The sequence below is a fragment of the Kitasatospora sp. NPDC059146 genome (assembly GCF_042786665.1).
In the GTDB taxonomy this organism is placed as follows: domain Bacteria; phylum Actinomycetota; class Actinomycetes; order Streptomycetales; family Streptomycetaceae; genus Kitasatospora.
Map to the genome: position 1 here is coordinate 55,853 of NZ_JBHZCY010000001.1, position 20,358 is coordinate 76,210.

Below are 20,358 nucleotides of genomic sequence, written 5' to 3' on the forward strand. Positions count from 1 at the left end.
GGATCAGCTCCCTTCGGAATGGTCGGCCCCGTTGAGGGCGTCCTGGAGTTGCTTCGGGGCCCGGCCCGGCCGGCGCGGCACCGGCGGCAGCACCTGCCCGGGCAGCGGCGGCACCGGGTACCCGCCCGCCATCGGATCGAACTCGCCCTTGCCCGGGGCCTCCTGCTCCGGCCCGGGCTCCTTCTCCTTGCGCAGGAAGTCCCGGACCAGCGCCAGCAGCAGGATCGCGCCGACCGGCGCGCCCACGTAGAGCACCACCTCGCCGAAGCCGTACCCCTCGTTGCGCAGCGCCCGCACGCTCGCGATCAGCACCAGCCACACCAGCGAGACCGGGATCAGCACCTTCCAGCCCAGCTTCATGAACTGGTCGTAGCGCAACCGCGGCAGCGTGCCGCGCAGCCAGATGAAGAAGAACACCAGCAGCTGGATCTTCAAGGTGATCCACAGCATCGGCCACCAGCCGTGGTTGGCGCCCTCCCAGAAGGCCGACACCGGCCACGGGGCCCGCCAGCCGCCCAGGAACAGGGTCGACGCCACCGCCGAGACCGTCACCATGTTGACGTACTCGGCCAGCATGAACATCGCGAACTTCAACGAGGAGTACTCGGTGTTGAAACCGCCCACCAGCTCGCCCTCGGCCTCCGGGAGGTCGAACGGCGCCCGGTTGGTCTCCCCGACCATCGCGATGACGTAGACGATGAACGACACCGGCAGCAGCACCGCGAACCACTTCGGCTGCTGGTGCGCCACGATCTCCGAGGTCGACATCGACCCCGAGTAGACGAACACCGCCGCGAAGGACAGGCCCATCGCGATCTCGTAGCTGATCATCTGCGCGGCCGACCGCAGGCCGCCCAGCAGCGGGTACGTCGAACCGGAGGACCAACCGGCCAGCACGATCCCGTAGATGCCGATCGAGGCGGTGGCCAGGATGTAGAGCAGCGCCACCGGGAAGTCGGTCAGCTGCAGCGGCGTCCGGGTGCCGAAGACCGACACCTCCTCGCCGGCCGGGCCGAACGGGATCACCGCGAAGGCCATGAACGCCGGGATCGCGCAGACGATCGGGGCCAGGACGTAGACCACCTTGTCCGCGCCCTTGACGACCAGGTCCTCCTTGAGTGCCAGCTTCACGCCGTCCGCCAGCGACTGCAGCAGGCCCCACGGCCCGTGCCGGTTCGGCCCGATGCGCAACTGCATCCAGGCCACCACCTTGCGCTCCCAGACGATCGTCACCAGCACCGTCAGCACCAGGAAGGCGAAGCAGAACACCGCCTTCAACAGCACCAGCCACCACGGGTCCTGGCCGAAGAAGTGGAGCGTCTCGTACGGCTGCGGAGTCGTCATCGGACCTCCCCTTCCCGGGACCCGCCCTCGACGGCGACCGGCGCGAGCTCGGCCGCGGCGATCGTCACCAGATGGCCGACGGTGGTGCCGAGCGCGCGGTGCGCGCCGCCCGGCGTGGAGTTGAGCGGGATCCAGACCGTACGGTCCGGGACCGAGTCGGTCACCTCCAGCGGCAGGACCAGCGAACCCGCCGGACCGGTCAGCCGCAGCGCACCGGCGGCCTCCGCGCCGGCCTCGGCGCCGACCCTCGCGCCGACACCCGCGCCGACCTCCTTGGCGCCGATCTCCTTCGCGGTGGCCGACGACACCCGGGCCACCGCCCGGTGCCGCGTCCCCGCCAGGTGCGGATCGCCGTCCTGCAAGGAGCCCTCGTCCAGCAGCAGCCGCCAACCCGCCAGCACCGCCTGGCCGGTGGCCGGACGCGGCAGCACACCCGGGTGCGCCGCCGGATCCGCCGCGCGGTCACCCCGCCACGGCCCGAAGCGGTCCAGCTCCAGCCGGGCCGCCCGCACGTCCGCCAGGCCCAGCCGGTGCCCCAGCGCGTCCGCCAGCATCGCCAGCACCCGCAGGTCCGACTGAAGGTGACGGCCCATCTGCTGGTCCGGCTTGAGCGCGGCCTCGAACATCCGCACCCGGCCCTCCCAGTCCAGGAACGTCCCCGCCTTCTCCGCCACCGCCGCCACCGGCAGCACCACGTCGGCCCGGCCCGTCACCGCCGACGGCCGCAGCTCCAGCGACACCACGAACGGCACCGCCGCCAGCGCCTCCCCGGCCAGCGCCGGATCCGGCAGATCGTCAAGGTCCACCCCGCCGACCAGCAACGCGTCCAGATCGCCCCGCGCCGCCGCGGTCAGGATCTGGCCGGTGTCCCGGCCCGGACGCGACGGCAGCTCCGCCACCCCCCACACCGAGGCCGCCTGGGCCCGCGCCGCCGCGTCCGCCACCGGACGGCCGCCCGGCAGCAGACCCGGCAGCGCGCCGGCCTCCACCGCCCCACGCTCCCCGGCCCGGCGCGGCACCCAGGCCAGCGCCGCCCCGGTCGCGTGCGCCAACCGCAGCACCGCCGTCAACGCACCCGGCACCGACGCCAGCCGCTCACCCGCCAGGATCACCGCACCCGGCCGGCGCAACAGCTCCGCCGCCCGCCCGGCCTCGTCGTTCAACGGCTCGTCCGCCGCCAGCGCCGCGAACCACTCCGGCTCCGTCCCCGGCGCCGCCGGCAGCAGCGCACCGCGCAGCTTCGCCAGCCCCCGGGAGGCGAACGACGCCACCGAGAACACCTTGACGCCGTTGCCCCGGGACGCCTTGCGCAGCCGCAGGAAGACGATCGGCGACTCCTCCTCCGGCTCGAACCCCGCCAGCAGCACCGCCGGAGCCTGCTCCAGCCGCGCGTAGTCGACGCCCGAACCGTCCACGTCCACCCCGCGCCCGGCGACCGCCGCGGCCAGGAAGTCCGCCTCCTCACCGCTGTGCGGGCGGGACCGGAAGTCCACGTCGTTGGTGCCCAGCACCACCCGGGCGAACTTCGCGTACGCGTACGCGTCCTCCACCGTCACCCGGCCGCCCGCCAGCACACCCGTACGGGCCCCGCGCAGACCCTCGGCGGCCCGCCGCAACGCCTCCGGCCAGGAGGCCGGCACCAGCTCGCCGTCCACCCGCACCAGCGGGGCCGTCAGCCGGTCCCGCTGCTGGGCGTAGCGGAACGCGAACCGGCCCTTGTCGCAGTTCCACTCCTCGTTCACCGCCGGGTCCTCGCCCGCCAGCCGGCGCAGCACCTTGCCCCGCCGGTGATCGGTGCGCTGCGCGCAACCCGCCGAGCAGTGCTCGCACACGCTCGGCGAGGACACCAGGTCGAAGGGGCGCGAGCGGAAACGATAAGCCGCCGAGGTCAGCGCCCCCACCGGACAGATCTGGATGGTGTTCCCGGAGAAGTACGACTCGAAGTCGTCCCCCTCCCCCGTGCCCACCTGCTGCAGCGCCCCGCGCTCCACCAGGTCGATGAACGGGTCCCCGGCGATCTGCTGCGAGAAGCGGGTGCAGCGCGCGCACAGCACGCAGCGCTCCCGGTCCAGCAGCACCTGGCTGCTGATCGGCAGCGGCTTCGCGTAGGTGCGCTTCATCCCCTCGAACCGGGAGTCCGCCGCGCCGCTGCTCATCGCCTGGTTCTGCAGCGGGCACTCGCCGCCCTTGTCGCAGACCGGGCAGTCCAGCGGGTGGTTGATCAGCAGCAGCTCCATCACGCCGCGCTGGGCCTTCTCCGCCACCGGCGAACTCAGCTGGGTGCGCACCACCATGCCCTCGGCGACCGGGATGGTGCAGGAGGCGACCGGCTTGCGCTGGCCCTCGACCTCCACGATGCACTGCCGGCAGGCGCCGGCCGGATCCAGCAGCGGATGGTCGCAGAAGCGCGGGATCTGGGTGCCGATGGTCTCGGCGGCCCGGATCACCAAGGTGCCCTTGGGGACCTTCACTTCGACGCCGTCGATGGTGAGCGTGACCAGTTCGACCGCGGCTCCGTCGTTCGTGGAGGCGGCCGGCTCGGTGATCGTCACGCGTGCACCTCCCTCTCGGTGGCGGACTGGTGGCCGGGGCGGGGGCCGTCGGCCCAGACGGTGGACGCGGCCGGGTCGAACGGGCAGCGGCGCTCGGCCAGGTGCTGCTCGTACTCGGCCCGGAAGTACTGGAGCGAGGAGACGATCGGGCTCGCCGCGCCGTCGCCCAGCGCGCAGAAGGACTTGCCGTTGATGTTGTCGGCGATGTCGAGGAGCTTCTCCAGGTCCCCGTCGACGCCCTGGCCCGCCTCGATCCGCTTCAACAGCTGGACCAGCCAGTAGGTGCCCTCCCGGCAGGGGGTGCACTTGCCGCAGGACTCGTGGGCGTAGAACTCCGTCCAACGGGTCACCGCCCGCACCACGCAGGTGGTCTCGTCGAAGACCTGCAGCGCCTTGGTGCCGAGCATCGAACCCGCCGCGCCGACGCCCTCGTAGTCCAGCGGGACGTCGAGGTGCTCGTCGGTGAACATCGGGGTGGAGGAGCCGCCCGGGGTCCAGAACTTCAACCGGTGCCCGGCCCGGACGCCGCCGGAGAGGTCCAGCAGCTGGCGCAGCGTGATGCCGAGCGGGGCCTCGTACTGGCCGGGGTTGGTGACGTGGCCGGACAGCGAGTACAGCGTGAAGCCCGGGGACTTCTCGGTGCCCAGGCCCTTGAACCACTCCTTGCCGCGGGCCAGGATCGGCGGCACCGAGGCGATCGACTCGACGTTGTTGACCACCGTCGGGCAGGCGTACAGGCCGGCGATCGCCGGGAACGGCGGGCGCAGCCTCGGCTGGCCGCGGCGGCCCTCCAGCGAGTCCAGCAGCGCCGTCTCCTCGCCGCAGATGTAGGCGCCGGCGCCGGCGTGGACGGTGATGTCCAGGTTCACGCCCGAGCCGAGGATGTCCCGGCCGAGCAGGCCCGCCGCGTACGCCTCGGCGACCGCGGCGTGCAGGCGGCGCAGCACCGGGACGACCTCGCCGCGCAGGTAGATGAACGCGTGGTCGCAGCGGATCGCGTAGGAGGCGATGACCATGCCCTCGATGAGGGAGTGCGGGTTGGCGAACAGCAGCGGGATGTCCTTGCAGGTGCCCGGCTCGGACTCGTCCGCGTTGACCACCAGGTAGTGCGGCTTGCCGTCGTTCTGCGGGATGAACTGCCACTTCATCCCGGTGGGGAAGCCCGCGCCGCCGCGGCCGCGCAGACCGGAGTCCTTGACCAGGGCGATCACGTCGTCCGGGGGCATCGCGAGGGCCGCCTTGAGGCCCTCGTAGCCGTGGTGGCGGCGGTAGGTGGCGAGGGTCCAGGGACGGCTGTCGTCCCAGGGGTCGGACAGGACGGGGGTGAGCAGCTTCTCGGCCGGCTCGGCGGAGGTCATCACGCTTCGGTCCCTTCCTGGCCGTCGGCCTTGCCTTCGTGGCCCGGCTCCCCGTGGCGGGGGGCCTCGTGGCGGGGGGAGACCACCTTGGTGCCGGCGGTGCCGGGCAGGGCCTCGCCGCGCGCCAGCCGCAGCCCGGCCAGCGAGGGGGCGCCGCCGGCACCCGACTCGTCGTTGGCGCCCGGGCGCTCGTCCGGGAAGCCGGCCAGGATCCGGGCGGTCTCCTTGAAGCCGCACAGCCGGGCGCCGCGGGTGGGCCGCACCTCGCGGCCGGCCCGCAGGTCGTCGACCAGCCGGCGGGCGCTCTGCGGGGTCTGGTCGTCGAAGAACTCCCAGTTGACCATCACCACGGGGGCGTAGTCGCAGGCGGCGTTGCACTCGATGTGCTCGATCGAGATCTCGCCGTCCTCGGTGGTCTCGTTGTTGCCGATGCCCAGGTGCTCCTGGAGGTCGGCGAAGATCCGGTCCCCGCCGAGCACCGCGCACAGGGTGTTGGTGCAGACCCCGACGTGGTACTTCCCGGCCGGGCGCCGCCGGTACATCGTGTAGAAGGTGGCGACGGCGGTGACCTCGGCCGTGGTGAGCCCCAACTGGTCGGCGCAGAAGCGGATCCCGGTCCGGCTGACGAAGCCCTCCTCGGCCTGCACCAGGTGCAGCAGCGGCAGCAGCGCCGAACGGGCCTGCGGGTAGCGGCCGATCAGCTCGGCGGCGTCGGCGGCCAGCCGGGAGCGCACCTCCTCCGGGTACGGCGGGGCCGGCATCGCCGGCAGTCCCAGTTCGACGTCCGTCACCGGTCCACGCCTCCCATCACCGGGTCGATCCCGGCCACCGCGACGATCACGTCGGCCACCTGGCCGCCCTCGCACATCGCCGCCATCGTCTGCAGATTGGTGAACGACGGGTCCCGGAAGTGCACCCGGTACGGGCGCGTCCCGCCGTCGCTGACCACGTGCACGCCCAGCTCGCCCTTGGACGACTCGACCGCCGCGTACGCCTGGCCGACCGGGACCCGGAAGCCCTCGGTGACCAGCTTGAAGTGGTGGATCAGGGCCTCCATCGAGGTGCCCATGATCTTGCGGATGTGGTCGAGCGAGTTGCCCATCCCGTCCGGGCCGACGGCCAGTTGGGCCGGCCAGGCGATCTTCTTGTCGGCCACCATGACCGGGCCCGGGCGCAGCCGGTCCAGGCACTGCTCGACGATCCGCAGGGACTGCTTCATCTCCTCCAGCCGGATCAGGAACCGGCCGTAGGAGTCGGCGGTGTCGGCGACCGCGACCTCGAAGTCGTAGTCCTGGTAGCCGCAGTACGGATCGGTCTTGCGCAGGTCGTGCGGCAGGCCGGTGGCCCGCAGGATCGGACCGGTGGCGCCCAGGGCCAGGCAGCCGGCCAGGTCCAGGAAGCCGACGTCGACCAGCCGGGCCTTGAACACCGGGTTGCCGGTGGCGAGTTTGTCGTACTCGTGCATCCGGGAGCGGAGGGTGCGGACCGCCTCGCGGATCTGGTCGACGGCGCCGGGCGGCAGGTCCTGGGCCAGGCCGCCGGGGCGGACGTACGCGTGGTTCATGCGCAGGCCGGTGACCAGTTCGAAGACGTCCAGGATCAGCTCGCGGTCCCGGAACCCGTAGACCATCAGGGTGGTGGCGCCGATCTCCATGCCGCCGGTGGCCAGGCAGACCAGGTGCGAGGCGATCCGGTTGAGCTCCATCATCATCACCCGGATGACGCTGGCCCGCTCCGGGATGTCGTCGGTGATGCCGAGCAGCTTCTCGACCGCCAGGCAGTAGGCGGTCTCGTTGAACAGCGGGATCACGTAGTCCATGCGGGTCACGAAGGTGGTGCCCTGGACCCAGCTGCGGAACTCCATGTTCTTCTCGATGCCGGTGTGGAGGTAGCCGATGCCGCAGCGGGCCTCCTTCACCGTCTCGCCGTCGATCTCCAGGATCAGCCGCAGCACGCCGTGGGTGGACGGGTGCTGGGGGCCCATGTTGACGATGATGCGCTCGTCGTCGGCCCGGCCGGCCGCCTCGATCACCTCGCCCCAGTCGCCGCCGGTGACGGTGAAGACCCGGCCCTCGGTGGTGTCGCGGGCATCTGCTTCCTCGTAGTGCTGAGTACTCATCAGCTGTACGACCTCCGCTGGTCGGGAGCCGGGATCTGGGCGCCCTTGTACTCGACGGGGATGCCGCCGAGCGGGTAGTCCTTGCGCTGCGGGTGGCCCAGCCAGTCGTCCGGCATCATGATCCGGGTGAGCGCCGGGTGGCCGTCGAAGACCAGGCCGAAGAAGTCGTAGGCCTCGCGCTCGTGCCAGTTGCTGGTCGGGTAGACGCTCACCACGGAGGGGATCCGCGGGTCGGCGTCCGGCGCGGTGACCTCCAGCCTGATCAGCCGGCCGTGGGTGATCGAGCGCAGGTGGTAGACCGCGTGCAGCTCGCGGCCCCGGTCGCCCGGGTAGTGCACCCCGCTCACGCCCAGGCACAGCTCGAAGCGCAGCGCCGGGTCGTCGCGCAGGATGCGCACCGCCTTCAACAGGTGGGTGCGGTCCAGGTGGAAGGTGAGCTCGCCGCGGTCGACCACGGTCTTCTCGACCACCTCGGCCGGGTCCAGGCCCTGCTCCTCCAGCGCGCCCTCGAACTCGTCGGCGACCTCGTCGAACCAGCCGCCGTACGGGCGTTCGCTCGGGCCGGGCAGCACGATCGGGGCGGCCAGACCGCCGAAGCCGGAGGTGTCGCCGGTGCCGTCGGCACCGAACATGCCCTGCCGGCGGCCGACCACCTCGACCGGGATCTCCCGGGGCGGCTGCTCGCGGCGGGACTCGGGTACCTGCTCGCTCATCGCAGCTGCCCCCGCATCTCGCTGATCGGGGTCGCCTTGAGGGCCAGGGCCTCGCCCAACTCCTCGGCGCGGCGCCGGTTCACGCCCAGCGGCTCGTGCTGGATCTTGTCGTGCAGCTTCAGGATCGCGTCCAGCAGCATCTCCGGGCGGGGCGGGCAACCGGGCAGGTAGATGTCCACCGGGACGATGTGGTCGACGCCCTGCACGATCGCGTAGTTGTTGAACATCCCGCCGGAAGAGGCGCAGACGCCCATCGAGATGACCCACTTCGGGTTGGGCATCTGGTCGTACACCTGGCGCAGCACCGGGGCCATCTTCTGACTCACCCGGCCCGCCACGATCATCAGATCGGCCTGCCGGGGGGAGCCCCGGAAGACCTCCATCCCGAACCGGGCCAGGTCGTAGCGGCCGGCACCGGTGGTCATCATCTCGATCGCGCAGCAGGCCAGACCGAAGGTGGCCGGGAAGAGTGACGCCTTGCGCACCCAGCCGGCGGCCGTCTCCACGGTCGTGAGCAGAAAGCCGCTCGGCAGCTTCTCCTCGATTCCCATCAGATCCCTCTCAATGCCCTCAAGTCCTCTGGTACGTCCGGCGATGCGCCCGCGGAGCGTCCGGGGGAACGTCCGGCCCGTCCGAGCTTGTCCGCTCGTTCACAAGGGCGGCGGCGCCACCCCTGCCTCAGTCCCACTCCAGGCCGCCGCGACGCCAGACGTAGGCGTACGCGACGAAGACGGTGGCGATGAACAGGAGCATCTCGACCAGCCCGAAGAGCCCCAGGGAGTCGAAGGTCACCGCCCAGGGGTAGAGGAAGACGATCTCGATGTCGAAGACGATGAAGAGCATCGCCGTCAGGTAGTACTTGATCGGGAACCGACCGCCGCCCACGGGCTGCGGGGTCGGCTCGATGCCGCACTCGTACGCCTCCAACTTGGCCCGGTTGTAGCGCTTGGGGCCGGTGAGTGAGGCCATCACGACGGAACCGACCGCGAACGCCGCCGCGATGGCACCGAGTACGAGGATCGGCGCGTAGGCATTCATAGCCCCCGCTCCCTCCGTCCAGTCGTCCTTGACTGCAGATCGGAACCGGCGGGTCACACTGAGGTGAACCCGCGTTCCAGTTCCCGAGATCCACCTCATGTGAGGCAGTTCACAAAGCCTGGAACGAGCGCATCCTATGCCCGGTGGCTTGTGATCTGCGACACGCAGTTCATCGTCATCTTTGTGATCTACGCCACCATGTGAATGGTGGCGAATGTGAACATGCCCAGAGTTGTCAACGCAAAGGAGTCAAATGGTCACAAGCAGTCGCATTTACCTGGGAAGCGGCTGGTCAGGGGCGTATTCCTATATCAACTATGCTCCGGGGATGGCAAATTTCGGGGCGTCATGTTGACGTGTTATAGCGGCTCACTCGGAGGGGTGGTGGGGGGAGGAACGCTTGCTTGACCCTTTGTTCACAAGCGCGCGATGTTGCCGTAGGGGTCTCCCCCTCCCCCTCCCCCTCCCCCTCCCGCCGCCCGCCGCCCGCCGCCCGCCGCCCGCCGCCCGCCGCCCGCCGCCCGCGCCAGGGTTGCCCACCTGCTGCCGGTGTCACCTGCGCTGGACCGGCCGGTCCCAGCGCGGGGCTGCTGCGCGCTCGCAGCCCCGGCAGCCTGTGGGCCCCTGGGGGCCTGCCCTCCTCCTCCGCCTCCGCTTCACCCGCCGCCCTCGCGGCTCCGCCTCCCGTGTAGGCAGGCCCGACTTCCTGCTGCGGCCCTCGAATCCCTCGGCCCGCCTCCTCCTCCGCCCTGCCTCCCTCTCGCTCTCGGGCCCCGCTCTGGCGCAGGCCTCGTCCGTCGTTCCGCTCTCGCCCTTGGGGCCAGGGGCCGGCTACCGGTTGCCGACTGCCTGTTCCCACACCCAGGCCGCGATGCCCACCCGGTTACGGGCACCGAGCTTGCGCTGGATGTTGGCGAGGTGGTTCTTCACCGTTCCCGGTGAGATGAAGAGCCCGGCGCCGATCTCGGCGTTGGTCGCTCCATCGGCCACCAGCTCAGCGATCTCCTTTTCCCTCTCGGTCAGTTCTTCCACCGGGCCGGCTATCGACGGGCCCGGCACGCCTCCCCCGCCCGCGGCCCCAGGCTTCGGTGTGGCGCCCGGCAGTGCCATGTGCTGCAACAGCCGAACGGTCACCTGCGGACTGATCAACGCGTCCCCGGCCATCGCTGCCCTGACCGCCTCGATCAACAGGACCGGCCCCGAGCGCTTGAGCAGGAAGCCCGCCGCACCGTGCCGCAAGGCCGTGTGCACGTACTCGTCCAGGTCGAAGGTCGTCACCACGATCACCTTGCACTGACCGGCGAGTTGCCGCGTGACCTCCAGGCCGTCGAGCTTCGGCATCCGGATGTCCGCGAGCACCACGTCCGGCCGCAGCCTGTTCGCTTCCTGTACCGCCGCGGCACCGTCCGCCGCCTCCGCCACCACCGTCATGTCCGGCTGGACGTCCAGGATCATCCTGAACGCGCTGCGAATGTCCGCCTGGTCATCGGCGACCAGGATCCGGATCGGCTTTGCGCTGCTGCTCATCCGCTCTTCTCCCCTGCACCCGCACTCGTCCTCATCGGGGTCTCCGGCCGCTCCGGTTCCTCCCGCCCCGCCAGCGGCAGCCTCGCCGTCACACGCCAGGCCTCCCGCTCATGCACTCCCGCCTCGAAGGTGCCGCCGAGCGCCTCCACCCGCGCGGCCAGACCAGGCAGTCCGCTGCCGCCCCCACGCCGGGGCCGACTGGCCGCCCCCACCGGCCGACCGTCGTTCGTCACGGTCAGCTCCAGCCACTCGCCGACACGGCGCGCCCGGACGTCGACCCGTCCGGCACCCTGGGCGTGCCGTCGGACATTCGTCAGCGCCTCGACGACGATCCGGTGGACCGTCCCTCCCAGCTCCCTCGGAACCGGCTGCTCCGGCAGTTCCAGCCGGACCTCGGGGCCGCCCGCGGCGGTGAACCGCTCGGCCACCTCCGCGAGTTCCGACAGCCCCGGCTGTGGGCCACGCCCGGTCCCCTCCTCCGTGCGCAGCAGCTGGACCGTCCGGTCCAGTGATGCCAGGGCCCGCTGCCCGGCCTGCTCTATCCGTTCGAACATGGCGACCGCACGGGCCGGGTCGACCGAAGCCAGGTAAGCACCGGCCTGGGCCTGGGCCACCATGCCGCTGACGTCGTGCGCCACGAAGTCGTGGAGATCGTGGGCCAGTTCAAGCCGCTGGGCTCGCCTGGCCTCGACCACCGCCTTGGCGCGTCCCTCGTCCAGGCCCCTCAGGTAGAGCCCGATCAGGACGGCCGGCAGGGAGAGCGCCGAGCCGAAGCCGAAGATCGTGAGGACGTCCCCGGGCCCTTCGACGAACGCGAACCTGGTCAGCCAGAGGGCGACCGCTGCGCATGCCGTCCAGGCCGCCAGTGCGCACCGCAGGCCGTCCTCGGTGCGCAGGGTGATGACCACCGACAGCAGCAGGACGGCCAGTTCGACCAGTCCGAGCAGCCCGGCCCAACGGTCGCCCTCCATCCAACGGCCGAGGATCCAGACGGCGGCCGTGACAACCCCCGAGGACGCCCCGAGCGCCAAGGTCACGACTGCCGTGCCACGGCGGCCCCGCGCCGACCAGGCAGGCAGTGCCAGGACCAGGACGACCCCGGACAGGATCTGAGTCATCATCATCACCTCTCCTCGACTCTTCGACTGCCGTCACATTACGGCGCGGGAGGGGCGGCACACCTGTGCCGATCGGCACATTTCAAAGGGCAGTTGAGCAGGAGGAACAGCCCGATCGGCATCTGCCGCCGGCCCTTCCCGAGCGCCAGTCTTGAGTCATCGCACCGGCCACGGGGCCGGAGCCGAAGGGAGTGCACCGCCATGTCGAAGCTCATGATCAATGCCCGTCTGTCCGACCACCGGATCGGCCCGGTCGACGCGGTCGTGCCGGACGTCCCGCCCGCCCCGCGCTGGGCCCGGATCGCCGCCGCGGCCGCCGCGCTCAGCACGGTTCCCTCGGGACTGTGGCGGATCGTCTTCGGCTTCGGCGTCCCGCTCGGTTTCAGCGGGGCGACGGCTGCGGCGTACGCGGCGCACCAGCCGGGCTGGGGCACGGTCTACTGCGTGGCGCTGAGTGCGCTGGCGGAGGGGCTGGCATTCCTGACCGTGGGCCTGGTCCGGCCCTGGGGGCAGGTGGCTCCGCGCTGGATCCCGCTGATAGGCGGCCGACGGGTGCGCCCCCTGTTCGCCGTTGTTCCGGCGTTGTCGGGCGCACTCGTCCTGACCGGGCTGGGGCTGTTCGCCCTGTTCGGCGGCTGGGCCGGGAACCTGGCCGAGGCGGATTCGCCGCACGGCCTCAGCGCCCTGGTGATGACTCTCGCCTACCTGCCTCTGGTCGCCTGGGGTCCGCTACTGGGCGCGGTCACGGTCGACTACGCCCGCCGGACTCTGTGGCGGCGCCGGTGACGAGGGCTGCGGGTCAGACCGGGGCCGGCTCCGGGCTCGGCTGCTCCGCCTCGGGTGCGCTCGCGGCCGGGAGCGGCGCAGGGGCGGTCCGCCGCCCCCACTCGGTCGCGATCAGCACCAGGGCTGCGCCGAGCAGGGCGAGCGGGCCCATCCGATTCCCGGCCACGGTGAGGCCGAAGACGGCGGCCCACAGCGGTTCGGTGCCGAGCAGCAGGCTCACCCGGGACGGCGAGGTGGCCCGGACGGCCCACATCTGGACGAAGAAGGCGAACAGGGTGCAGAACAGGGACAGATGCAGCAGCCAGGCCCACTGGCCGGCCCCGTACGAGCGGGCGATGGTCCAGGGAGCGGGCCCGGCGGACAGCGCGACCACGGCGAACACCGTGGTGGCCGAGGCGAGTTGGACCCAGGTGACGGCCAGCATGTCGGTGTGGCGGACGGCTCGGGCACGGGCCGTCGCCAGGACGTACGCCGAGCGGACGAGGGCGGCGCCCAGCACCAGCAGGTCGCCGAGGGTCGGAGGGCGCAGCCCGCCGTCGCCGGTGAGCAGGGCTACGCCGAGGACGGCCAGCCCGGCGGCCGCGAGGAAGGCCCGCGGCGGTGCGGTCCGGGCGAGGGCGCTCTCGCCGAGCGGGGTGAGCACCATCGCGAGGCTGATGATCAGCCCGGCATTGGTCGCGGAGGTGTGCACGGCGCCGTAGGTCTCCAGCAGGAAGATCCCACTGAGGACCAGGCCCAGCGTGGCGCCGCCGAGCCATTCGGCGCGGCTCAGCTTCCGCAGGGAGCGCCAGGCGACCAGCCCGAGCAGCGGCAGCACCAGCCCGAAGCGTAGGACGAGCATCGCCACGACCGTCTCCGGGTCGGCCACCCGCTGGACGGCGAGGAAGCTCGATCCCCACACCACTGCCACGAGCAGGACCGGTAGATCGCGAAGGATCGATGAGGACGAGAACGAGGACAGGGAGGCGCGCATGAGGAGGATCCCTCCGTACGAACGGAACCGGCGGGTGCGAGGACCGTACGGCGTCGGACGGACCCGGGAGCTGGGCGTGTGGCTCAGCGGGGGACGGGGCGAGGGGTGGAGCACGGGGGCGCCATCTTCGCGCACCGGGCCGCCGGTGATCAATGCCCCTGCCGGGCGCCGGCGGGTCAGGCGGCGAGCAGACCGTTCGTCTCGGCGATGTCCTCGATGTCGGCTGGAGTACCGGACATGATGGCGCGGACGTGCTCGGTGACGAGCTCGGTCGGCCAGTCCCACCAGGCGGCGCGGAGGAGGCGTTCGATGTCGGCGTCGTCGAAGCGGCGTCGGATCGGGCGGGCGGGGTTGCCGCCGACGATCGTGTAGGGCTCGACGTCGGCGGTGACCACCGCACCGGCCGCGATGATCGCTCCGTCGCCGATCCGGACGCCCGGCAGGACGGTGGCGCCGAAGCCGAACCAGACGTCGCTGCCGACCACGGTGTCACCGCGGCTGGGCAGGCCCGTGACGATGTCGAGGGTCTGCTCGGTCCAGCTGCCGCCGAACATCGTGAAGGGGAAGGTGGAGACGCCGATGGCCGGGTGGGCGGCCCCGGCCATCAGGAAGCGGGTGCCGGTGGCGATCGCGCAGTACTTGCCGATCACCAGCCGTTCGGGGCCGTAGGCGTAGAGGACGTTGCGCTCCTCGAAGCGGGTGGCTCCGTCGGGGTCGTCGAAGTACGTGTACTCGCCGACCTGGATCCTCGGGTCGGTGACGAGCGGGCGCAGCAGGACCACTCGGTCGTGGCCGGCGAGCGGGTGGAGGGCGGTCGGGTCGGGGACGGCTCGGGTGGTCACACAGGCTCCTCTCGTAATGCGACTTGAGTCGCATTACGATGAGCATGGCACGACCACCACCCCGCAGCAAGCCTTAATGCGACAGGAGTCGACTTTGAGTGAGGCCACCACTCCCGACGGGCAGCCGCCCCGCACGCCCACCCCGCGCCCGGGCGGGCGCAGCGCCCGGGTCCGCGCGGAGGTGGTCGCCGCCACGCTCGCCGAGGTCACCGAGAAGGGGTACGACGGACTCACCGCCGAGGCCGTCGCGGCACGCTCCGGCATCCACAAGGCGACTCTCTACCGGCGGTGGGGCGGAGTGGACGGCCTGATCGCCGACGCCCTGACCGCCTCCGCCGACCAGCCCTGGCCACTGCCCGACACCGGAGACCTCCAGGAGGACCTCCGCCGCATCACCCAGGAGGTGTTCAGCGTCTTCACCGACCCGGAGCGGGGTTCCACGCCCACCGCGCTGATCTCCGCCGCCCAACGCTCCGACGTCGGCGCGGCCGCCCTGCGCGGGTTCTTCGCGACCCGCCACCGCCAGGCCGCCGAGGTCGCCGAACGAGCCGTTGCGCGGGGAGACCTGCCCGTCGGGACGGACGGCGCCGAGGTGATCAGGGCCGCCACCGCCCCGCTCTACTACCGGCTGTTCGTCACCGGCGAACCGCTGGACGCCGGCACCGCCGAACGGGCCGCCGACGCCGCCGCCCTCGCCGCCCTCGCCGGTCTGTTCACGCCCACCCCGAAGGAGAACTGACACCACGTCACCATCGACAGCCGAAGGAGTACCGGCCGCCCCAGCCCCCTACCGAAGACCCACCCGGCCGTGGATGATTCCTCCATGACAAGCATGCCGTCCACCACCCCCCGGAAGGCCCGTCACGTGAAGCGCAAGCACTGGGCGCTGGTCGCCGCCGCCACCGTCCTCCCGCTCGCGGCGAGCACCGGCACGGCCGTCGCGGCCCCCTCCGGCGCCACCCCCACCCCGAGCGCGGCCTGCACCTACACACCGGCCGTCCCGGCCGACAACTTCAAGGGCATCCCGGTCTTCGACGCCGCGAAGGCGGCCCGCCCCTACCAGGCGACCGTGCGCACCAACCAGGGCCCGATCACCTTCGAGGCACTGACCGACAAGGCGCCCTGCACCACCTTCTCGTTCCGCTTCCTCGCCGAGCACGACTACTTCGACCGCAGCCACTGCCACCGGCTCACCACCCAGCGGATCTACGTGTTGCAGTGCGGCGACCCGACCGGGACGGGCAGCGGCGGTCCGGGCTACTCCTTCCCGGACGAGAACCTGACCGGCGCCACCTACCCGGCCGGCACCGTGGCCATGGCCAACGCCGGTCCGAACACCAACGGCAGCCAGTTCTTCATCGTCTGGAAGGACACCAAGCTCTCCCCCGCCTACACCCCGTTCGGCCGGGTGACGGCCGGCTTGGATGTCCTGCAGAAGATCGCCGCCGCAGGCGAGGACGACCAGAACGGCCCGGGCGACGGATTCCCGAACGTCCCCGTGAACATCCGCCACGTGAAGATCGGCAAGCGCTGATCCACCGGCCGGGCAGGCGAGCAGGCGAACACAAGGGGGTGGACCGGGCGGCACCGGTCCGGCGCGCAGCGGTCCGGCCCGCCCCCTCGCCGCTCCCGTACGGTGGCAGCACCACCGACACCGCAGGGAGCAGCACCGCATGGACAGCCGGATCTGGGAGAGCGTCGACCACCTGGTCGCGTGGCTGGACGATCAGAGCACCCAGTCGCCGCAGGAGGAGCGCCTGCTGCGGCTGCTCAAGCTCTCCGAGGAGATCGGCGAGGTCGGCGCCGCGGTGATCGGCGCGACCGGGCAGAACCCGCGCAAGGGCGTCACCCACACCTGGGAGGACGTCCAGCACGAGCTCTGCGACGTCGTGTTCAGCGCCCTGGTCGCCCTGCGGACGCTCACCCCCGACGCGGCCCGGGTGTTCGACGAGCGCCTCGCCTACGTCGAACAGCGCTCCGCCGCCTCCCGCGACACGGCGGAGCAGGAGACGGCGGAGCAAGATCCTTCAACGCGGGGGACGACGGAACAGGGGACGGAGGCGCAGGAGACGGAGACGGAGACGGAGACGCAGGGGACGGCACCGAAGTCGCCCTGAACAGCGCCGCCCCGAGCACCCGGCACCCCGAGCACCCCGCCACCTCAGGCGTTGGGCGCGACCCTCGCCAGCCCGTTGATCACGCGGTCCATCGCGTCGCCGCCCTGCGGGTCGGTGAGGTTGGCGAGCAGCTTGAGGGTGAAGCGCATCAGGAGCGGGCGCGGCAGGCCGTGCTGGGCGGCGAGCTGCATCACCTTGGGGTTGCCGATGAGCTTCACGAAGGCGCGGCCGAGCGTGTAGTAGCCGCCGTACACGTCCTTGAGGATGCGCGGGTAGGCCTGCAGGGCGCGCTCGCGGCCGCCCTCGGTGACGCGGGCGTGGGCCTGCACGATGACGCCGGCGGCGATCTGGCCGGATTCCATCGCGTAGGCGATGCCCTCGCCGTTGAACGGGTTGACCATGCCGCCCGCGTCGCCGACCAGCAGCAGGCCGCGGGTGTAGTGCGGCTGCCGGTTGAAGGCCATCGGCAGGGCGGCGCCGCGGATCGGCTCGGTCATGTTCTCGGGGGTGTAGCCCCACTCGGCGGGCATGCTCGCGCACCAGGCCTTGAGCACCTCGCGCCAGTCGAGTTCACCGAAGGCGGGCGAGGAGTTGAGGATGCCGAGGCCGACGTTGGAGGTGCCGTCGCCCATGCCGAAGACCCAGCCGTAGCCGGGGAGCAGCTTGCGCTGGTCGCCGCGGGTGTCCCACAGCTCCAGCCAGGACTCCAGGTAGTCGTCGTCATGGCGCGGCGAGTTGAAGTAGGTGCGGTAGGCGACGCCCATCGGGCGGTCCTCGCGGCGGTGCAGGCCCATGGCGAGGGAGAGCCGGGTGGAGTTGCCGTCCGCGGCGACGACCAGCGGGGCGCGGAAGGTGACCGGTCGCTTCTCCTCGCCGAGCTTGGCGGTGACGCCGACGATCCGGCCGGTGCGCTCGTCCAGGACCGGGCCGCTGACGTTGCAGCGCTCGTAGAGCCGGGCGCCGGCCTTCTCGGCCTGACGGGCGAGCAGTTCGTCGAAGTCGGCGCGCTTGCGGACCAGGCCGTAGTCGGGGAAGGAGGCCAGCTCGGGCCAGTCCAGCTCCAGTCGGACGCCGCCGCCGATGATGCGCAGGCCCTTGTTGTGCAGCCAGCCGTTCTCGGTGGAGACGTCGATGCCCATGTCCACCAGCTGCTTGGTGGCGCGCGGGGTGAGGCCGTCGCCGCAGACCTTCTCGCGCGGGAAGGCGGTCTTCTCCAGCAGCAGGACGTCCAGTCCGGCCTGGGCGAGGTAGTACGCCGTGGTGGCACCGGCCGGGCCCGCGCCGACCACGATGACGTCGGCGGTGCTCTCGACCGTGCTGTCCGGCTTCGTCAGATCGGATGCGGTCTCGGACACGTGGACACACTCCTGGAGCTGCGGCGGGGGATGGCGGCTTTTGTCTCCGGCAGTCTAGTTCCGCTCACGCTGCCGGAGACTCCTGCGGTCCCCGTGCTCCGCCGCGTACCGCCCCCCCTGCGGCTACGCCTGCTTGTACCCGCGGTGCAGCGCGACGATCCCGCCGGTCAGGTTCCGCCAGGCGACCTTGGACCAGCCGCTCTCCTGCATCCGGGAGGCCAGCGTGGGCTGGTCCGGCCAGACCCGGATGGACTCGGCGAGGTACACGTACGCGTCCGGGTTGCTGCTGACGGCGGTGGCGACGGGCGGCAGCGCGCGCATCAGGTACTCGGTGTAGACGGTCCGGAACGGCGTCCAGGTCGGCGTGGAGAACTCGCAGATCACCAGCTTGCCGCCGGGCTTGGTGACCCGGTGCATCTCGCGCAGCGCCGCCTCGGTCTCCTGGACGTTGCGCAGCGCGAAGGAGATCGTCACCGAGTCGAAGGTGTCGTCCGCGAACGGGAGCCGGGTGGCGTCGCCGGCGGTGAGCGGCAGCTCGGGGTGGCGGCGCTTGCCCTCGGTGAGCATGCCGACCGAGAAGTCGCACGGGACGACGTCGGCCCCGGCCTCGGCGAAGGGCAGCGAGGAGGTGCCGGTGCCGGCTCCGAGGTCGAGCACGAGGTCCCCCGGTCCCGCGGCCACCGCCTCGGCCACCGCCCGGCGCCAGGCGCGGGCCTGGCCGAGGGAGAGCACGTCGTTGGTGAGGTCGTACTTGGCCGCGACGTCGTCGAACATGGCGGCGACTTCGTGCGGCTGCTTGTCCAGGGAGGCTCGGGTCACGCCCCCCATTGTTCACCCTGCGACGGCTGCCCCGACCAACGGGGGCTCGGTGCGATCCGCCGACGGGGGCTCAGTGCGATCCGCGCCGCCCGCCCGCACGGCGGCGGCGGCGCGAGCGCTTGCCCTGGGTGATCGCGGGCATCCCCTCGGCCAGGGCGCCGGTCGCCATGGCCAGGTTGGCGCTGAGCCGGCCCTGCCCGCCGCGGACGGCGACGGCCCGCCGGTGGCGCCGGATGCGCAGCATGCAGATCACGAACAGCACGACGGCGACGGGCACGCTGAACCGGGCCAGGCCGACGCCGACGGGCTGCGGGTAGGTGTCGCCGCAGATCCGGACGGCGCCCGGGTCGTCGGCCGCGTGTTCCAGGCAGACGGCGTCGCCGAGCCTGATGCCGTCGGCGAGCGGCAGCGCGGCGGCGGTGTGCGGCTGACCGCTGACCTTGTAGCTGACGGCGCTGTAGGTGCCGCCGCCGGTCGGCAGCTGGGTGACGACGCCCTCGACCCTGACCGGGTGGGCCGCGATACGGTCGGCCTGGTCGGCCTGGCGCCAACCGAGCAGGCACATCCCGACGGCCAGCACGGCGCTGAGCACGGCGGCGAGGTACCAACCACGGCCCATCCGCGGGGTTCGCGGCGGGGGGACGGTCGCGGTTCGCATGGTTCCTGTCCTGGCTTGCCTCCGGGGCCTGGGACACGGCCCCGCCGCCCGCGGGCACGGGTGGTGGTGTGGTGAGGGTACGGAGTGAGCTGTCCGGGATCGTATCCGCTGGCGGGCCCTCAGGTCACGGTGAAGGGACAATCACCCCCCTGGGAGGGCACGGCAGTTCGGGTGCACACGAAGGAAGTCCCCTGCGCGGCAAGGCAATCCGCCTACTGATGGGTACGTCACACCGGAGGGCTCACGACCGCCTCCGCCCGCCGACCGTCACCCCTTCGAGCCGCCCCGCAAGCGACCCGGTGAGCGACCCGGCAAGCCGCCCCCGCGGGCGGTCACCTCCGCCGGTACACCAACCGCCCGGCCAGCACGGTCGCCAGGCACCCACCGGCCGCCGGCCGGACCCCGCCCTCCTGCGCCTCCTCCGCCGCCACCGGGAACACCACGAAGTCCGCCCGCCCACCGGCCGCGACCCGCCCGTGCACGGCCCGGGCGAGCGGCAGCACCGCCAACGGGTCCAGCAGGCCCGCCCCTTCACCCAGCTCCCCAGCCCCCGACGCCCCCGGCCCCGGCCCCGGCAACGCCACCAGCCCCGACCGCGCCACCGCCGTCCGCACCGCGGGCCGCGCGAACGGCCCGGCCACCGCCGTCACGCCGAACCCGAGCATCCGCTGCAGGCCGCGCCGCGCACTGGCTCCGTACCGGGCCTCGTCGGTGCAGCCGACCAGCCCGTCCACGACCGGCTCGACGCTGATCTCCTCCCGCGGGTCCGGGTGGTAGTCCCGTTCCAGCAGCCGCTGCCCGCAGGGGTTGCGCAGGCCGGGCGCGAGCAGGGCCCGGCCCCAGTCCCGGACCCGGGCCGACGGATGGGCCGCCGCCAGCTCCGCGTACGGGCCGACGGCCTCGACCAGTTCACCGCGCACCACCACCGCCCCGTCGGCGAAGGACGGGGCGGTGGGTGCGGCGGGGTCGGGCAGCAGGAACCCGGCCCGGTGCAGGGTCAGCACGGCGTCGACCGGAGCGGTCTCGGGTGTCCGTGGTC

General features: G+C 72.1%; 20 protein-coding genes. 4 read left to right on the forward strand and 16 right to left on the reverse strand.

Going from position 1 to position 20,358, the window contains the following annotated elements; translation table 11 throughout:
• Positions 1-3: 3 nt before the first annotated feature.
• The 10 genes from nuoH to ACFXPX_RS00330 all read right to left on the reverse strand — a co-directional run bounded on the left by nuoH (position 4) and on the right by ACFXPX_RS00330 (position 11,775).
• A complete protein-coding gene (nuoH, locus tag ACFXPX_RS00285) occupies positions 4-1,344 on the reverse strand; it encodes an NADH-quinone oxidoreductase subunit NuoH (protein ID WP_375888984.1) in 1,341 nt (446 codons plus the stop codon).
• The gene (locus ACFXPX_RS00290) at positions 1,341-3,896 is read right to left on the reverse strand and encodes an NADH-quinone oxidoreductase subunit G (RefSeq protein ID WP_380638851.1); all 2,556 of its coding nucleotides are present in this window, start codon (positions 3,894-3,896) and stop codon (positions 1,341-1,343) included. Before ACFXPX_RS00290 ends, nuoH begins: the two co-directional genes overlap by 4 nt.
• Positions 3,893-5,254 carry an NADH-quinone oxidoreductase subunit NuoF gene (gene nuoF / locus ACFXPX_RS00295; protein ID WP_375888980.1) on the reverse strand — a complete coding sequence of 454 codons (1,362 nt, stop codon included), beginning with the start codon at positions 5,252-5,254 and terminating at the stop codon, positions 3,893-3,895. Before nuoF ends, ACFXPX_RS00290 begins: the two co-directional genes overlap by 4 nt.
• A complete protein-coding gene (gene nuoE, locus ACFXPX_RS00300) occupies positions 5,254-6,045 on the reverse strand; it encodes an NADH-quinone oxidoreductase subunit NuoE (RefSeq protein WP_380638853.1) in 792 nt (263 codons plus the stop codon). Before nuoE ends, nuoF begins: the two co-directional genes overlap by 1 nt.
• Complete coding sequence (locus tag ACFXPX_RS00305) at positions 6,042-7,373, reverse strand: NADH-quinone oxidoreductase subunit D (RefSeq protein ID WP_380531196.1); 1,332 nt, start codon at positions 7,371-7,373, stop codon at positions 6,042-6,044. Before ACFXPX_RS00305 ends, nuoE begins: the two co-directional genes overlap by 4 nt.
• On the reverse strand, positions 7,373-8,086 hold the full coding sequence (locus tag ACFXPX_RS00310; RefSeq protein ID WP_375888972.1) for an NADH-quinone oxidoreductase subunit C: 714 nt from the start codon (positions 8,084-8,086) through the stop codon (positions 7,373-7,375). The genes ACFXPX_RS00305 and ACFXPX_RS00310 overlap by 1 nt, the downstream gene beginning before the upstream one ends.
• A complete protein-coding gene (locus ACFXPX_RS00315) occupies positions 8,083-8,637 on the reverse strand; it encodes a NuoB/complex I 20 kDa subunit family protein (protein ID WP_375888969.1) in 555 nt (184 codons plus the stop codon). Before ACFXPX_RS00315 ends, ACFXPX_RS00310 begins: the two co-directional genes overlap by 4 nt.
• Positions 8,638-8,764: 127 nt before the next feature.
• Entirely contained in the window at positions 8,765-9,124 is a 360-nt protein-coding gene (locus ACFXPX_RS00320; protein ID WP_360239135.1) for an NADH-quinone oxidoreductase subunit A, read from the reverse strand.
• An 831-nt stretch (positions 9,125-9,955) separates the two neighbouring features.
• Complete coding sequence (locus ACFXPX_RS00325; RefSeq protein ID WP_380638856.1) at positions 9,956-10,651, reverse strand: response regulator; 696 nt, start codon at positions 10,649-10,651, stop codon at positions 9,956-9,958.
• Entirely contained in the window at positions 10,648-11,775 is a 1,128-nt protein-coding gene (locus ACFXPX_RS00330; protein ID WP_380638858.1) for a sensor histidine kinase, read from the reverse strand. The genes ACFXPX_RS00325 and ACFXPX_RS00330 overlap by 4 nt, the downstream gene beginning before the upstream one ends.
• 195 nt (positions 11,776-11,970) lie before the next feature.
• Between ACFXPX_RS00330 and ACFXPX_RS00335 the strand changes: the two genes are divergently transcribed.
• Positions 11,971-12,555 (forward strand): hypothetical protein, encoded by a 585-nt coding sequence (locus tag ACFXPX_RS00335; RefSeq protein WP_380638860.1) that lies wholly within the window; start codon positions 11,971-11,973, stop codon positions 12,553-12,555.
• A 13-nt stretch (positions 12,556-12,568) separates the two neighbouring features.
• On the opposite strand, the gene ACFXPX_RS00340 is transcribed toward ACFXPX_RS00335, so the two are convergent.
• Together ACFXPX_RS00340 and ACFXPX_RS00345 are read right to left on the reverse strand one after the other, a co-directional pair.
• Positions 12,569-13,528, reverse strand: a complete 960-nt coding sequence (locus ACFXPX_RS00340; RefSeq protein ID WP_380638862.1) for a DMT family transporter — start codon at positions 13,526-13,528, stop codon at positions 12,569-12,571.
• Positions 13,529-13,704: 176 nt separating this feature from the next.
• On the reverse strand, positions 13,705-14,370 hold the full coding sequence (locus tag ACFXPX_RS00345; RefSeq protein ID WP_380638864.1) for a CatB-related O-acetyltransferase: 666 nt from the start codon (positions 14,368-14,370) through the stop codon (positions 13,705-13,707).
• 94 nt (positions 14,371-14,464) lie between these two features.
• Between ACFXPX_RS00345 and ACFXPX_RS00350 the strand changes: the two genes are divergently transcribed.
• The 3 genes from ACFXPX_RS00350 (at position 14,465) to ACFXPX_RS00360 (ending at position 16,487) form a co-directional block, all read left to right on the forward strand.
• On the forward strand, positions 14,465-15,109 hold the full coding sequence (locus ACFXPX_RS00350; protein ID WP_380638866.1) for a TetR/AcrR family transcriptional regulator: 645 nt from the start codon (positions 14,465-14,467) through the stop codon (positions 15,107-15,109).
• An 84-nt stretch (positions 15,110-15,193) separates the two neighbouring features.
• Positions 15,194-15,904, forward strand: coding sequence for a peptidylprolyl isomerase (locus ACFXPX_RS00355; RefSeq protein WP_380638868.1), 711 nt, complete (start codon positions 15,194-15,196; stop codon positions 15,902-15,904).
• Between the two features lie 139 nt (positions 15,905-16,043).
• Entirely contained in the window at positions 16,044-16,487 is a 444-nt protein-coding gene (locus ACFXPX_RS00360) for a MazG-like family protein (RefSeq protein ID WP_380638870.1), read from the forward strand.
• Between the two features lie 44 nt (positions 16,488-16,531).
• Here the strand turns inward: ACFXPX_RS00360 and ACFXPX_RS00365 are convergent, their stop codons facing one another.
• The 4 genes from ACFXPX_RS00365 to ACFXPX_RS00380 form a co-directional block, all read right to left on the reverse strand.
• Positions 16,532-17,821 carry a geranylgeranyl reductase family protein gene (locus tag ACFXPX_RS00365; protein ID WP_375889202.1) on the reverse strand — a complete coding sequence of 430 codons (1,290 nt, stop codon included), beginning with the start codon at positions 17,819-17,821 and terminating at the stop codon, positions 16,532-16,534.
• 144 nt (positions 17,822-17,965) lie between these two features.
• Positions 17,966-18,661 carry a demethylmenaquinone methyltransferase gene (locus ACFXPX_RS00370; protein WP_380521831.1) on the reverse strand — a complete coding sequence of 232 codons (696 nt, stop codon included), beginning with the start codon at positions 18,659-18,661 and terminating at the stop codon, positions 17,966-17,968.
• A gap of 70 nt (positions 18,662-18,731) precedes the next feature.
• Entirely contained in the window at positions 18,732-19,319 is a 588-nt protein-coding gene (locus tag ACFXPX_RS00375) for a hypothetical protein (RefSeq protein ID WP_375888948.1), read from the reverse strand.
• A gap of 332 nt (positions 19,320-19,651) precedes the next feature.
• Positions 19,652-20,323 carry a hypothetical protein gene (locus ACFXPX_RS00380; RefSeq protein ID WP_380638872.1) on the reverse strand — a complete coding sequence of 224 codons (672 nt, stop codon included), beginning with the start codon at positions 20,321-20,323 and terminating at the stop codon, positions 19,652-19,654.
• Positions 20,324-20,358: the final 35 nt, after the last annotated feature.